The following is a 13,020-nucleotide window of genomic DNA, read 5'->3' as shown; positions in this document are numbered from 1 at the left end:
GCCGGCGTGTCATCGATGTGGGACGCGCTAAATAGACTGGCGCCGGTGGCCATGAACTCATACGACAGCTACGGCGCGCACGATCGCGATCGCATCGTGGCGGAGACGTCGAAGACGGCCGGCCTGCCCGGAACCGGCGGACAGCACCGGACCGACTTCGCCCGGGACCGGGCCCGAGTGCTGCACAGCGCCGCACTGCGCCGGTTGGCCGACAAGACCCAGGTCGTCGGGCCTCGCGACGGCGATACGCCGCGCACCCGGCTGACCCATTCGCTGGAGGTGGCTCAGATCGGGCGGGGGATGGCGATCGGATTGGGCTGCGACCCTGACCTGGTCGACCTGGCCGGACTGGCTCACGACATCGGGCATCCGCCGTACGGTCACAACGGCGAGCAGGCACTCAACGAAATCGCCTCCGGTTGCGGCGGATTCGAAGGCAACGCGCAAAACTTCCGCATTCTGACCGGCCTGGAACCCAAAGTCCTGGGGCCGGACGGCGCAAGCGCGGGACTGAATCTGACCCGGGCGGCGCTGGACGCGGTCACCAAATATCCGTGGCCGCGACGGTCGGAAAACGGCCCGGACCGAACCAAGTTCGGGTTCTACGACGACGACCGTGCCGCCGCCGAATGGATGCGTCGAGGAGCGCCGGAGGGCCGGGTCTGCTTGGAGTCGCAGATCATGGACTGGGCCGACGACGTCGCCTACTCGGTGCACGACGTCGAAGACGGTGTCATCGCGGGCCGCATCGACCTGCGGGTGCTCGGCGACGCCTCGACGGTGGCCGAACTGGCGCGGCTCGGCGATCCCGACGGGGAGCATGATCTGGCCGCGGCCGCTCAACGACTCACCGAACTGCCGGTGGTGGCCGCGGTCGCCGGCTACGGCAAATTCGTGGTCACACTGTCGGCGTCCGTGGCGTTGAAGCGACTCACCAGCGAGCTGGTCGGCCGGTTCGCCTCCGCGGCGATCAGCGCTACCCATGCCACCGCCGGCCGCCGACCGCTGACCCGCTACCAGGCCGACTTGGAGGTGCCTGAACTCGTTCGGGCCGAAGTAGCCGTGCTGAAAACCCTTGCGGTGCAGTTCATCATGTCCGAAGATCAGCACCGGAAGATTCAGGCCGCCCAGCGTGAGCGGATTCACGAGGTGGCGCACCGGCTGCTTGCCGGGGCGCCGGAGAGCCTGGATCCGATCTTCGTCCCGGCGTTCGTCGCCGCTGCGGACGACGGCGCGCGGCTGCGGGTCGTCATCGATCAGATCGCGTCGTGCACCGAGGGACGATTGGAGCGTCTCGCGGCGGGCTGAGTGGCCTCAGCTGAGTTCGGTGACCTTGTCCATCATCGCCTGCACGGCCTGGATGCTGCTGGTTTGGGGATCGGCGGAACCGGTGGCGTTCTCGGTGCCGGTGAACGCGATCAGCACCCCGACGATGTAGTTGCCGCGTACGCCGATGGCCCGGGTGTCGGGGGCCTTGGGGCTCTTGTCGAGCACGATGGACGCCGCCAGCACGTCATCGGTGACCCGCACGTCGGTGATGTGCATTTCGGTGCCGTGCAGGTGCGGCTGCGCTCCCGAAACCGGGTCGGTCGTGTTGACCGGACGCCCGTCGCAGCGCTTCCACTGCTCGGCGAAGCTCGCGAACAACTCCTGGGCGTCGGCCTCGCTGGGCAGCGCGACCACGGCCTCCTTGACGAACATCACCCGGGTGGTGAGTGGCGTGAAGCCGTCCCGGTGGGGTTCGGAGTCGATCCACGTCTCGCGTGCATAGCTCTGCACGTCGGCCGCGGAGTAGACGCTCTTCGGTGCGACGTCCACGACGCCCACGCATTCGCCGGTCGCCGACGAGTCCTCCATCGCCTCCAGGCCGCCGTAGGCGGGCGGCCCGGTGACAGTGGTGAAGGGCTGGTCCAGCATCTTCGTGAGCTCGGCGCCGTCGAGCAGGACCTGCTTGACGGTCTCGCCGGAGATACCCGATGCGGCGCCACGGGAGCGGTCGGGCAAGACCAGCCACAGCACCAGCCCCACCACGGCCAGCACGACGACAGCGATCGCCAGCAGGAGGCGAGGTCGCTTGGATTTCGCCGCCGTTGGCTGCTCGGACAGACTCATGGGCGCTCCCGGACCTCGACGTTGACGGACCGAGCTTAAAACATCGGGGTTGGCGACCGGCGGTGCACTCTAGACTGACCCGGTGCCCGGCCGTATCTCCGATCGCGACATCGCCACCATCCGCGAACGTGTCCGGATCGAGGATGTGGTCGGCGATTACGTGCAGCTCAGGAGGGCCGGAGCCGACTCGCTCAAGGGCCTGTGCCCGTTCCACAACGAGAAGTCGCCGTCGTTTCACGTCCGGCCCAATCACGGCCTGTTCCACTGTTTCGGTTGCGGGGAGGGCGGTGACGTCTACGCGTTCGTGCAGAAGATCGAGCACGCCAGCTTCGTCGAGGCGGTCGAACTGTTGGCCGACCGGGTCGGCCACACCATCACCTACACCGGGGCATCGGCCACCAACATCCAGCGCGAGCGCGGCGGCCGCAGCCGGCTGATCGCCGCCAACGCCGCGGCAGCGGAGTTCTACGCCGCGGCGTTGGGCAGCCCCGAGGCCGCACCGGCGCGCAAGTACCTCACCGAACGTAACTTCGACGCCGCCGCGGCCCAGCGGTTCGGCTGCGGGTTCGCCCCTTCGGGGTGGGACGGCCTGACGAAACACCTGCTGCGTAAGGGCTTCGAGTTCAAGGAGCTGGAAGCCGCAGGCCTGTCTCGGGAGGGACGCCGCGGCCCGATGGACCGGTTTCACCGTCGGCTGCTGTGGCCGATCCGGTCCTCGGCGGGGGAGGTGATCGGGTTCGGCGCTCGCCGGTTGTTCGACGACGATCCGATGGAGGCCAAGTACGTCAACACCCCGGAAACGACGCTGTACAAGAAGTCCAACGTGCTGTTCGGTCTCGACCTGGCCAAACGGGACATCGCGCGCGGGCACCAGGCCATCGTGGTGGAGGGCTACACCGATGTGATGGCGATGCACCTGGCGGGGGTGACCACCGCCGTCGCGTCGTGCGGCACGGCCTTCGGCGACGAGCACCTGGCGATGCTGCGTCGACTGATGATGGACGACAAGTTCTTTCGGGGCGAGCTGATCTACGTCTTCGACGGCGACGCGGCCGGGCGTGCGGCGGCGGTCAAGGCCCTCGAGGGTGAACAACAACTGGCAGGACAGTCGTTCGTCGCGGTGGCCGCCGACGGCATGGACCCGTGCGATCTGCGGCTGGCCCACGGCGACGAGGCGCTGCGCGACCTGGTGGCACGCCGAACCCCGTTGTTCGAGTTCGCAGTCCGAACCGCGCTGGCCGAGATGGACCTGGACAACGCCGAGGGGCGGGTCGCTGCGCTGCGTCGCTGCGTACCGATGGTCGCGGCGATCAAGGACCCGACGCTGCGCGACGAATACGCCCGCCAACTGGCCGGCTGGGTGGGATGGGACGACGTCGCGCAGGTCATCGGAAGGGTGCGCGCCGCGGCCAAGGATTCCCGGGGCGCCGCGAAGCGCATGTCCAACACCCCGGCCGCGGCGGCCGCCCAGCCGCCGGTCGCACGCCCCAATCCGGCCGATCCGACGCTGTGGCCGCAGCGGGAGGCGCTCAAGGCGGCGCTGCAGTTTCCTACGCTGGCCGGGCCGGTGTTCGACAGCCTGACGGTGGAGAGTTTCACCCACCCCGGTTACGCGGCGGTGCGCTCGGCGATCGACACCGCCGGCGGAACCGCCGGGGCGGCCGCGGGCGCGCAGTGGATCGAGACGGTGCGCGAGCAGACCACCTCGCCGCTGACGATCGGCCTCATCCACGAGTTGAGCGTGGAGTCCATCCGCGTCGACGACGAGAAACTGCCCCGCTACATCGGCGGTGTGCTGGCCCGGTTGCAGGAGGTTTGGGTGGGCCGGCAGATCGCCGAGGTCAAGTCCAAGCTGCAGCGCATGTCACCGGTGGAACACAGTGACGAATACCACGCCCTGTTCGGGGACCTGGTTGCGATGGAGGCCTACCGGCGCAGTCTGCTCGAGCAGGCCAGCGGCGACGACCTGACCGCCTGAGCGGGTCAGCGCGGGCCGGATTCGTCCGGGTCTTCGGGCCGCAGCACCGCCGTGCCGTCCTCGAGCTCGGTCAGCGTCACCATCTTCTGGTCGGGATGGATCCGGTTGGCGATGCTGCGCCGTCCCTTGTCGATCACCGATTTGGCGATCGGGCTGCTGGTCAGCGCGTGGTAGGTGCCGACGATCTGCTCGTAGCGCCGACGGCCGGCTTTCGTGCCCATCACGTAGCCGACGCCCATCACGACGACGTACCCGATCAAATGCTGCTCCCTACATCGTGCGGTGTTTCCATCCTGCCTCACGCGGCGGCGGCGCGTTTCGGTGCGACCCCCGTCGGGAGGCGGTGCTATCCGGATGCGCTAGAGTCGTGCAAGTCCACGCGGACAGCAGTCCCCTGTAGCTCAATTGGCAGAGCATTCGGCTGTTAACCGGAGGGTTGGTGGTTCGAGTCCACCCGGGGGAGCCACCACGTTGTACCGGCGTCAGTCCAGCCGGGGAATCACCGAGGGACCGGCCTGCGAAGGCGGCTGTTGCGGTGCGAACATCGGGGGCGTCTGCTGTGACTGGGACTGCTGCTGCTGAGCCGCGCGGGCCTGGGCGAGCGCACTGACCAGCGGGCTGTTGGCCATCATCTCGCGGCGCTCCTCGTCGGTCAGCTCGTAAATCGCCCACGCGCCCCAGGCGGCCGGCCGCACATACAGCGTGACCTTCTGCCGGCCGTTGTTGAAGACGGCGGGAACCGCCACCGCCCGGTCGGTGGCGGCGAAGCTGGCCATCTCCTCGGTAATCCGCTCGATGTCGGCGGAGTCCTGCAGCTCATAGGTCGGTGCCTGGACGCCCTTGGTCGGTGTGGCATTCAGCGCGAGGAACCACGCCATGGTTGGTACTCCTTTGTTTGAGCATCGATGCGGACAGCCTATGACGGTCGGCCGGTGGATTCACCGGCGGGCAGTCTCAGCCAAGTGTTCCGGATGCAGCATCTCGGCGTATCGCAGCTGCTCCGGGATGCCGAACCCGTCGACGAGGGTCTCGGCGTGCGGCCGCAACTTCCGGCACCGGTCGTTGATGCCGCGGGTCACCGCCTTGGCCCGATCGGTGGACAGGTAGCGGTGCTCGATGTACCACGCCTTGTCGTCCTCGATGACGCTGAGCGCGTACAGGTCGCACACCAGCTCCAGCAGCTCGCGGGCAGCCGCGTCCGGGCAGGATTCGATGCCGGCGACGAAGGCCTCCAGCACCACCCGGTCGATGTGGGCGGCCGCGGCGTGCAGCACGTGGTCCTGAACGGCGTTGAAGGCGTCGAAGTCGCTCATCTGCTCGGACTTGGCCCGCAACCGGCGCGCCACCGACGTCAGCAGATACTCTTCGCGGTCGGTGAACATGTGCAGCTGGGTACCCCGGTTGAACAGACTGCCTTCTTCCTCGCTGTCTTGCCGGGCGTCGACGAAGGTCTGGATGATCGTCTCTGCGGCGGTACGTTTCAGCACCCGGTCGCTGACCGTCTCGGCGGCGAAACGCACCCAGTCGACCGGGCTCATACCGGCGATGTCGTCGGCGTAGGCGGTTAACAGTTGCTTGGCCACCAGTTGGGTCAGCACGTGGTTGTCGCCCTCGAAGGTGGTGAACACGTCGGTGTCGGCGCGCAACGCGATCAGCCGGTTCTCGGCCATGTAGCCCGCGCCGCCGCAGGCCTCGCGCGCCTCCTGGATCGCCCGGGACGCGTGCCAGGTGTTGGCGGCCTTCAGCCCCGCCGCCCGCGCCTCCAACTCCCGCTGTTCCTCGGGGTCGGGGTCGTCGGCGGTCTGCAGGTCATGGCATTTGCTCACCAGTTCGTTCTGAGCGAACTGCAGCGCGTATGACCGTGCGATCAGCGGCAGCAGCCGGCGCTGGTGTACCAGGTAGTCCATGATAAGCACCTCGTGCTCGGCGCCGTCGTCGCTCGGCGCGCTGAACTGCCTGCGCTGCAAGGCGTATCGAGTGGCGATGTCCAGTGCGACCCGGGCGGCCGCGCCCGCGCTGCCGCCCACCGAAACCCGGCCGCGGATGAGGGTGCCGATCATGGTGAAGAATCGCCGGCCGTCGCTTTCGATCGATGACCGATAACTGCCGTCGGGGTCGACATCGGCGTACCTGTTCAACAGGTTCTCGCGCGGAACCCGGACGTGATCGAAGACGATGCGACCGTTGTCCACCCCGGGCAGACCGCCCTTGTAATGACAGTCCGAGGTGGTGACGCCGGGCAGGTCGTTCCCCTCGGAATCCCTGATCGGCACCAGGAGGCAGTGCACGCCGTGCCCCTGCTCTTCCCCGCCCGGGCCCGGTGTTCTCAACTGGGCGAAAACCGCCGCGATGGTGGCGGTTTCGGCCGCCCCGCCGATGTAGTCCTTGCGTGCCGTACCGGTGGCCGAATCGATGACGAACTCCTCGGTCGCCGGGTCGTAGGTGGCGGTGGTCTCCAGCGCCTGTACGTCGCTGCCGTGGCCGGTCTCGGTCATCGCGAAGCAGCCCAGCAGGTCGAGGTCGATGATCTTCTGGACGTAGGCGCGGTGGTGCCGCTCGGTGCCCAGGTTCTCCACGGCGCCGCCGAACAGCCCCCACTGCACGCCGGCCTTGACCATCAGCGACAGATCCGACATCGCCAGCATCTCGATCATGCTGACCGCCGCGCCGACATCGCCGGTTCCACCGTGTTCCTTGCGGAAGCTGTCGGCGGCCACACCGGTGCCGGCCATGATCCTGAGCTGTTCGGCGACCTTGGCGCGCGCGATCACCGTGTTCGGCGTGTGGTGCGGACGGAATTTCTCATCGGACAGGGTGGCTCGGACCCGGTTCTTCACCGCGCGCCAACGGCCATCCAAGGTGTCACAGAGTGCTGCGGAGATGGTCACCCCTGCACGGTAGCCGGGCTGGGCGACCGGTAAACCGGGTTTAAATTACGGTGTGCGTTGGAAGCTGGCCCGGCTGTTGTCGCTGTGTTGGATACTCGTCGCCGGCTGCGGACCGTGCGAGGCGCCGGTCGCGGCGCCGGGAGTGGAATACCTGGGTCAGGCCCACCTGGCGCCGAGCACCGTGTTCGCCGGTACGACGGTGGGCGGATTGTCGGGGATCAGTTACGACTCGCAGCGGGATTGTTACTACGTCATCAGTGACGACCGGTCGGCCAGCGGACCGGCCCGGTTCTACACGGTACGGCTGTCGGTGTCCGATCGCGGCATCGATGCCGTGGCGATCATGGCCGTCCACCCACTGCTGGACGAACACGGGCGGCAGTTCGAACCGCGGTCGTTCGACAGTTCGCCGCCGGTCGTGCCACCGGACCCGGAAGGTATCGCGTTCGACAGCGGCCGGCAGCGGCTGTATTGGTCGTCGGAGGGGGAGCGGCGCACCGACGGGCCGCGTGGTCCGGTGCTGGCCGATCCCTGGGTCAGGATCGCCGGGCTCGACGGCAGCTATCTCGGTCGGTTGACCACGCCACCGCAATTGGCGATGTCGGCGCAGCGCACCGGGCCGCGCCGCAACAAGACGCTCGAGGGGCTGACGCTGAGCCCGGACGGCCGGTCGCTGTTCGCCGCGATGGAAGGACCCGGCTACGACGACGGTGCCCTGCCGGATCAGGCCCGCGGCGCGCTGACCCGCATCACCGCCTACCGCGTCGACCCGGGCGCCGACTCGGCCGCACCGGTCGCCCAATACGCCTATCCGCTGGAGCCGGCCACGGCCCCCGCCGAGACCAACGGTCTGACCGACCTGGTGGCGTTGTCGGACACCGCGTTCCTGGTGATCGAGCGGGCGTTCAGCGTGCGCCCGACGGTGCGGTTGTTCCGGGCCGAAATCGGGGACGCCACCGATGTGTTGGGCGTGCCGGCCCTTGCCGGGGCGGCCGTGACCCCGATGGTCAAGACGTTGGTGGCCGACCTGTCGACCACGCCCGGCCTGGAACCGCTGGACAACATCGAGGGGATCACGCTGGGCCCCAAACTGCCCGACGGGCGTCAAACGCTGGTGCTCGTCAGCGACGACAACTTCTCGCCGCGCCAGCTGACGCAGTTCGTGGTGTTCGCGATGTCCGCGCGCTGAGTCGATGCGGTGACGCGCCGGCGAGGAACAACCCGGGCCGGACACCGCCCGCTCGGACGGGCACTATCATCGGGGGGGCAGGCCGGCCACCTGGGAGACTAAATATAACCCGACAGCCGCTAATTGATATTTTCCGAATGCCGGCTGTCGTTATTGGCGATTGCGGGTATCGAAAAGGTTTAATTTGCACAGTGCCCTGATAGCGTTAGCGCAATGCGGTACGACTGCCGGTCAGTGACGAGGCTGAGATCGCGCGTTGGCTGACTCCACCGACCGGCGCGCCGATGCGACGCGTCAGCAGATCATCCGCGCCGCTGCGCACCAGTTCGCCCAGCGGCCCTATCACGACGTCGGCCTTGACGATATCCTCGCGGAAGCGGAATTGACCAAGGGCGCAATGTATTTCCATTTCCGCTCCAAGCATGCTCTCGCACTTGCCGTCATCGACGAACAACTCGCCAGGGCCGGAGCGGCGGTACAGTCGCTGGTCGACCGGAAGCTTTCCGGCCTGGAAACCCTGATCGACGTCGGCTATCTGATGGCGGTCGAAGACATCTGTCGCGACACCGCGCGCGCGGTGCTGCATCTGCTTCCGGTTGTCGGTCGTGGCGAGGGACTGCAGACCACGGTGCTCAACAACGCGGTCCAAGCGCTGAGTGTGGTGACCGAACGCGCAGTCGCCGAAGGGGACATCGTCGGCAGGGAACCGCAGGATGTGGCCCGGATGCTGGTGGCACTGTACCTGGGGTTGCGGCAGGCGGGCGATCTCGACGACCCCGAACAGTTTCTGGGGCAGATCGAGCGGGGCTTCATCGTCGTGCTGCCCGGAATGGTGCCGGACGACCGCATCGACTATTTTCTCCAGTTCATCCGGCGGCGCACCGCGCTGGCCATCAAGACCGCGTCGGCGAACCCCACCGTGGCCGACGACCGGGCGGGCTGATGGCACGTCAGGTTCGATCCGAGGCGACCCGACGGAAGCTGCTCGACGCAGCCATCGACGTCTTCGGCGAGGTGGGCTACGTCGCCGCCAGCCGAACCGCGATCATCGAGCGCGCGGGAGTGACCAAAGGCGCCCTGTACCACCACTTCGATTCGATGGAATCACTGGTGATGGCCATCATCGAGGGTGGATTCAGCACCATGCTGAGCACCTTCCGGAACATGTGCCAGCCGTCGTCGCCTGCCTTGGAAGGCATGATCCACGGCATGTTCGCCGTCACCGCGGTGCTGGCCGTCGACAAAGAGGCGCGAGCGGCGGGCCACCTGGTTTTCGCACTGTCGGAATCCAACGAACTGGGCGGCGACGTCGCCGACGAATGGGCGGCGGCGGTGGCCGCCCAGACCGCACGCGCGATCGCCGAGGGGGATTTGCGCGAGGGCCTCGATCCCGCTCAGGTCGCCGAACCGATCACCGGCGCGATGCTCGGGACGTGGCTGCTGTCGAGCTGCGAGGACGGCATCGCCCGATTGACCCGGATGTGGGAGATGCTGCTGCCCGCGATCGTGGCGCCGGACTCGCTGGCGTACTTTCAGCAATTCCTGGCTCGCGAGGCACTGCGTCACCAGGCCGAGCCCGGACCGGGGGGCGGCGACGAGGACTCGGCCGCCGTCGACTGAGTCGCTAGCGCTCGTCCGTCCACAGTTGCTCGGTGAGGTCTTGGAAGGTGGCGAGCGCAACCCGGTCGTCGGCACGTTCGAGCGCCGACTTGCTCATCAAGGCCCGCACGGTTGAACCGTCCCGATGTTCCAGGGAGACAACCAGATTGGCCAATGAGTGCATTACCGACAATGCGGACTCCTCAGCCGGCGGGACCTCGCCGAAGATCTGCCGGAACTCCAGGGCCAGCACTTCTTCCTGGGTGTAGCCGAGCATGCCGGCGAAGCCGGTGTTGGCGAACAAGATGGTGCCGTCGTCGGCGATCGCGAGCACGGGCACCGGTATCCGCTCGAGCGCGACCAGGGCCGGCAACTGCCGCAGCGTCTCCATCGGGGTCTGGGGGGTTTGCGCGTTTCGCCGTCGCTCCATGCATCTGATTATGACGGGCGGGGTCCTGCCCGCGGGCATCCTTTCCGGTCCCGGCGAGGCCGGGAGTGCGCCGTCGACGCACAGCAGTCACACAAGCCCTAACGACCGGTCTTGTGATAGTTGGACATCATACGAAAGGTATGTACTATCTCCATTTATGCGAGGGACTGGTTTGCAAGGCGGGGGTGCGCAACAGCGCGCGCCGTGGCCGGCGCCGGTGAGTTCCTCCCACAGCTTCGCCCGGGGCACCTCGAGGGGTCCGCACCGCCGATTGCCGCCGTACGCCGAGACGCGCTGGTGCACCGCACCGGCTGCAGAGCTCGCCGGCCGGCAGCCGGGGGTGCGGTTGTGTGCCGCTTTCTACCGGGCGTTGTTCTTTTCAGATCACCAAAGCCTGGCTGTCGGCCAGGAAAGGCATGGCCATCCAGCGCGACGCCAGCATTGATTCCGCTGCGGCGCCGGGCACCGGGCGCGAGAACAGGAACCCCTGCGCGCGGTGGCATCCGTGACGCATCAAGGTGAGCGCGGCAGCTGACGTCTCCACGCCCTCGGCGACCACTTGCAGTCCGAACGCCTCGGCGAGGGCGATGATCGCCCGCACGATCGCCAGATCGCCCGCGTTGACGCCCAATTCCCGCACGAATACGGTATCGATTTTCAGCGTGTCGACCGGCAGATCCTTCAGGTGCGACAGCACGGCGTAGCCGGTGCCGAAGTCGTCGATGGCGATCTGCACTCCGGCCTCGCGCAGCTCGGCCAGGGTGCGCCGGGTGGTCTCGATGTTTTGCACCACCGCGCGCTCGGTGATCTCCAGGCACAACGACCCCGGCCGCAGGCCGAACTCCTCGACGGTGTCCACCACGTTCTGAACGAATCCTCGAGCGGCCAGCTGCACCGGGGAGACGTTAACGCGCAAGGTGGCGTTGGTCCGGACGCCGTTGGCCTGCCACGAGCTGAATTCCGCGCACGCACTGCGCATCACCCACCGGCCCAGGTCGTCGGCCAGGTTGGCGGATTCGGCGATGCTGATGAACGAGCCGGGCAGCAACAACCCGCGGGTCGGATGCCGCCAGCGCACCAGCGCCTCGACCGCCACGATCGCCCCGCTCCACAAGTCGACCTCGGGCTGGTAGTACAGCAACAGGGACTCGTCGTCGATTTTGCCCTGCAGGTGCAGCTCGATGTCCTTGCGGAACAAGCTCTTCAGCGACATGTCATCGGTGGAGCTGACGGTCTGGTTACCACCACCGCGTTTGGCGGCCAGCACCGCCTCGTCGGCGCGATGCAACAGGCCCGCGCTGGTGTCCTCGCCCGGCAGCCCCACGGTAACGCCCACACTGACCGTGCTGGTCACGGTATGGCCCTGGATCTCCACCTTGTCGCGCAGTGCACCCTGCAGCCGATCGGCGAAGGTCTCCGCGCTGGCCATCGACATGGGCCAGTCCGGGATGACGACGAACTCGTCACCGCCGATCCGGGCCGTCATTGTGCGGTTCCCGGCATATGCTCGGAGCCGCCGGGCGAAGTCCTGGATGAACCAGTCGCCGGCGGCGTGCCCGAGATAGTCGTTGATCGGCTTGAGCCGGTCCAGGTCGATATAGAAGACGCCGACCGGCCCGGGATTTCCCGCGACCAGCCGGTCCGAGAGATGAGCGACGAGCGCGCGCCGGTTGTGCAGCCCCGTCAGGTCGTCGTGGTCGGCCAGGTAGCGCAGCCGCTCCTCGGCGACCACCCGGGCCTGCAACTGCGCGAACAGCGACGCGATCGCTTCGATCGTGTTGAGTTCTTCCGGCCGCCACTTTGGCCGGCGGAACTTGACCAGGCCGAGCATGCCGGTGGTCACCGGCCCCGAGATCAGCGGTGCGGTCGCCACCGACAGTGATTCGATCGCATGATCGATCGCCAGCTGGCGCACATAGCCCGACTCCGACGGTTCTGGCCGGATGACCGCCACCCGCTTGCCGTGCGCGCAGGTGGTGAAGACCGGATCGGCGGTGGTGAACGAGACGACCGCCAGCGGATCCGGGTCGGGCGGATCGGTACGCGGCGGCCACTCCGCCACCAGCTTGGACGCCCGGATCTCGTGGTCGTTGTGGCGCAGGAATCCGGCATCGACGTTGAGCTGTTCCACCAGCGTCTGCAGTACCCGCTCGCTGACAGCGGGCGCCGTGGCCGGTGTGGTGGCCATCAGCTGGGCGGCGATCGAAGTGACCAGCGCCAATCTATCCGCCACGATGTCCTTCCCCCGAAGACCGCCAGCCCCGCGCGGGAACCGCACGGGCCGCAGCACGCCTGGGCTCGCGTCGGGTTGATGTCGCAGTGAGCATATTCGACAAACCGCCCAGGCTGGAACATCTCAGGTGAACCGGCTGTTAACGCCCCGGTCTGCTCGGAGCGGTCTCGGCCAGGAAACGCCGTAGCACCTCGACGGCCTCGGCGAGCGTCCGGCGGTCTTCCGCGGACAGCCGGTCCAACTCCGGGTCGATCGCCGCGGCCCGGTCGCGGCGAACCTGGTCCAGGGTCTGCACGCCTTTTTCGGTGATCCCGATCAGCACGGCGCGGGCGTCCTGCGGATCCGGGGTGCGGGTGGTCAGCCCGGCGTCCTCGAGTCGCCGCACCTGGGTGGTCATCGTCGGCTGAGAGCAGTGGTCGACCGCGGCCAACTCGGAGATACGGGCCTCGTCCAGATCCTCGATGGTGGACAGCAGCCGGGCTTGGGCGCCGGGAATCGGCAGGGCGACCCGCTGGGTGGCCACGCGGTTGAGGCGGGCGACGACGCTGAGCAGGTCGGCTCCCAGGCTGATATGGGCGGGGGCTGCCATCG

Annotated in this window: 12 protein-coding genes and 1 tRNA gene; 6 read left to right on the top strand and 7 right to left on the bottom strand. The window is 67.7% G+C overall.

Annotation, left to right across the window (positions count from 1 at the left end; genetic code table 11):
• Nucleotides 1-45 precede the first annotated feature (45 nt).
• Complete coding sequence (locus G6N19_RS01555; protein ID WP_013828509.1) at nucleotides 46-1,308, top strand: deoxyguanosinetriphosphate triphosphohydrolase; 1,263 nt, start codon at nucleotides 46-48, stop codon at nucleotides 1,306-1,308.
• 6 nt (nucleotides 1,309-1,314) lie between these two features.
• Here G6N19_RS01555 and G6N19_RS01550 read toward each other — a convergent pair whose 3' ends face one another.
• A complete protein-coding gene (locus G6N19_RS01550) occupies nucleotides 1,315-2,112 on the bottom strand; it encodes a sensor domain-containing protein (RefSeq protein ID WP_232062483.1) in 798 nt (265 codons plus the stop codon).
• An 82-nt stretch (nucleotides 2,113-2,194) separates the two neighbouring features.
• Between G6N19_RS01550 and dnaG the strand changes: the two genes are divergently transcribed.
• Nucleotides 2,195-4,090: a DNA primase gene (dnaG, locus tag G6N19_RS01545; protein ID WP_193465644.1), complete on the top strand. Its 1,896-nt coding sequence runs from the start codon at nucleotides 2,195-2,197 to the stop codon at nucleotides 4,088-4,090.
• 5 nt (nucleotides 4,091-4,095) lie between these two features.
• Here the strand turns inward: dnaG and G6N19_RS01540 are convergent, their stop codons facing one another.
• Entirely contained in the window at nucleotides 4,096-4,350 is a 255-nt protein-coding gene (locus tag G6N19_RS01540; RefSeq protein ID WP_013828512.1) for a hypothetical protein, read from the bottom strand.
• 130 nt (nucleotides 4,351-4,480) lie between these two features.
• On the opposite strand from G6N19_RS01540, the gene G6N19_RS01535 reads away from it, so the two are divergent.
• Nucleotides 4,481-4,556 (top strand) — tRNA-Asn (locus tag G6N19_RS01535).
• 16 nt (nucleotides 4,557-4,572) lie between these two features.
• Here the strand turns inward: G6N19_RS01535 and G6N19_RS01530 are convergent.
• Together G6N19_RS01530 and G6N19_RS01525 are read right to left on the bottom strand one after the other, a co-directional pair.
• The gene (locus G6N19_RS01530) at nucleotides 4,573-4,968 is read right to left on the bottom strand and encodes a hypothetical protein (protein ID WP_013828513.1); all 396 of its coding nucleotides are present in this window, start codon (nucleotides 4,966-4,968) and stop codon (nucleotides 4,573-4,575) included.
• Between the two features lie 60 nt (nucleotides 4,969-5,028).
• Complete coding sequence (locus G6N19_RS01525; RefSeq protein WP_193465643.1) at nucleotides 5,029-6,978, bottom strand: acyl-CoA dehydrogenase family protein; 1,950 nt, start codon at nucleotides 6,976-6,978, stop codon at nucleotides 5,029-5,031.
• Between the two features lie 52 nt (nucleotides 6,979-7,030).
• On the opposite strand from G6N19_RS01525, the gene G6N19_RS01520 reads away from it, so the two are divergent.
• The 3 genes from G6N19_RS01520 to G6N19_RS01510 all read left to right on the top strand — a co-directional run bounded on the left by G6N19_RS01520 (nucleotide 7,031) and on the right by G6N19_RS01510 (nucleotide 9,787).
• Nucleotides 7,031-8,167 carry an esterase-like activity of phytase family protein gene (locus tag G6N19_RS01520; protein ID WP_013828515.1) on the top strand — a complete coding sequence of 379 codons (1,137 nt, stop codon included), beginning with the start codon at nucleotides 7,031-7,033 and terminating at the stop codon, nucleotides 8,165-8,167.
• Nucleotides 8,168-8,423: 256 nt separating this feature from the next.
• Nucleotides 8,424-9,110, top strand: a complete 687-nt coding sequence (locus tag G6N19_RS01515; protein WP_193465642.1) for a TetR/AcrR family transcriptional regulator — start codon at nucleotides 8,424-8,426, stop codon at nucleotides 9,108-9,110.
• Complete coding sequence (locus tag G6N19_RS01510; RefSeq protein ID WP_193465641.1) at nucleotides 9,110-9,787, top strand: TetR/AcrR family transcriptional regulator; 678 nt, start codon at nucleotides 9,110-9,112, stop codon at nucleotides 9,785-9,787. Before G6N19_RS01515 ends, G6N19_RS01510 begins: the two co-directional genes overlap by 1 nt.
• 4 nt (nucleotides 9,788-9,791) lie before the next feature.
• Here the strand turns inward: G6N19_RS01510 and G6N19_RS01505 are convergent, their stop codons facing one another.
• From G6N19_RS01505 to G6N19_RS01495, 3 genes are all read right to left on the bottom strand, one after another.
• Nucleotides 9,792-10,157, bottom strand: a complete 366-nt coding sequence (locus G6N19_RS01505; RefSeq protein ID WP_013828518.1) for a PAS domain-containing protein — start codon at nucleotides 10,155-10,157, stop codon at nucleotides 9,792-9,794.
• Between the two features lie 418 nt (nucleotides 10,158-10,575).
• A complete protein-coding gene (locus G6N19_RS01500) occupies nucleotides 10,576-12,384 on the bottom strand; it encodes a putative bifunctional diguanylate cyclase/phosphodiesterase (RefSeq protein WP_049793013.1) in 1,809 nt (602 codons plus the stop codon).
• Nucleotides 12,385-12,568: 184 nt separating this feature from the next.
• On the bottom strand, nucleotides 12,569-13,018 hold the full coding sequence (locus G6N19_RS01495; protein ID WP_013828521.1) for a MarR family winged helix-turn-helix transcriptional regulator: 450 nt from the start codon (nucleotides 13,016-13,018) through the stop codon (nucleotides 12,569-12,571).
• Nucleotides 13,019-13,020: the final 2 nt, after the last annotated feature.

Source organism: Mycobacterium novum (genome assembly GCF_010726505.1).
In the GTDB taxonomy this organism is placed as follows: Bacteria; Actinomycetota; Actinomycetes; order Mycobacteriales; family Mycobacteriaceae; genus Mycobacterium; species Mycobacterium algericum.
The sequence above is the reverse complement of the archived record's forward strand: the minus strand, read 5'-3'. Positions and strand labels throughout refer to the sequence as shown.

Coding starts and splice junctions, on each gene's coding strand:
- G6N19_RS01505 (WP_013828518.1), bottom strand. CDS start 10,157: ATGGAGACGCTGCGGCAGTTGCCGGCCCTGGTCGCGCTCGAGCGGATA.
- G6N19_RS01495 (WP_013828521.1), bottom strand. CDS start 13,018: ATGGCAGCCCCCGCCCATATCAGCCTGGGAGCCGACCTGCTCAGCGTC.
- G6N19_RS01550 (WP_232062483.1), bottom strand. CDS start 2,112: ATGAGTCTGTCCGAGCAGCCAACGGCGGCGAAATCCAAGCGACCTCGC.
- G6N19_RS01510 (WP_193465641.1), top strand. CDS start 9,110: ATGGCACGTCAGGTTCGATCCGAGGCGACCCGACGGAAGCTGCTCGAC.
- G6N19_RS01530 (WP_013828513.1), bottom strand. CDS start 4,968: ATGGCGTGGTTCCTCGCGCTGAATGCCACACCGACCAAGGGCGTCCAG.
- G6N19_RS01500 (WP_049793013.1), bottom strand. CDS start 12,384: ATGGCCACCACACCGGCCACGGCGCCCGCTGTCAGCGAGCGGGTACTG.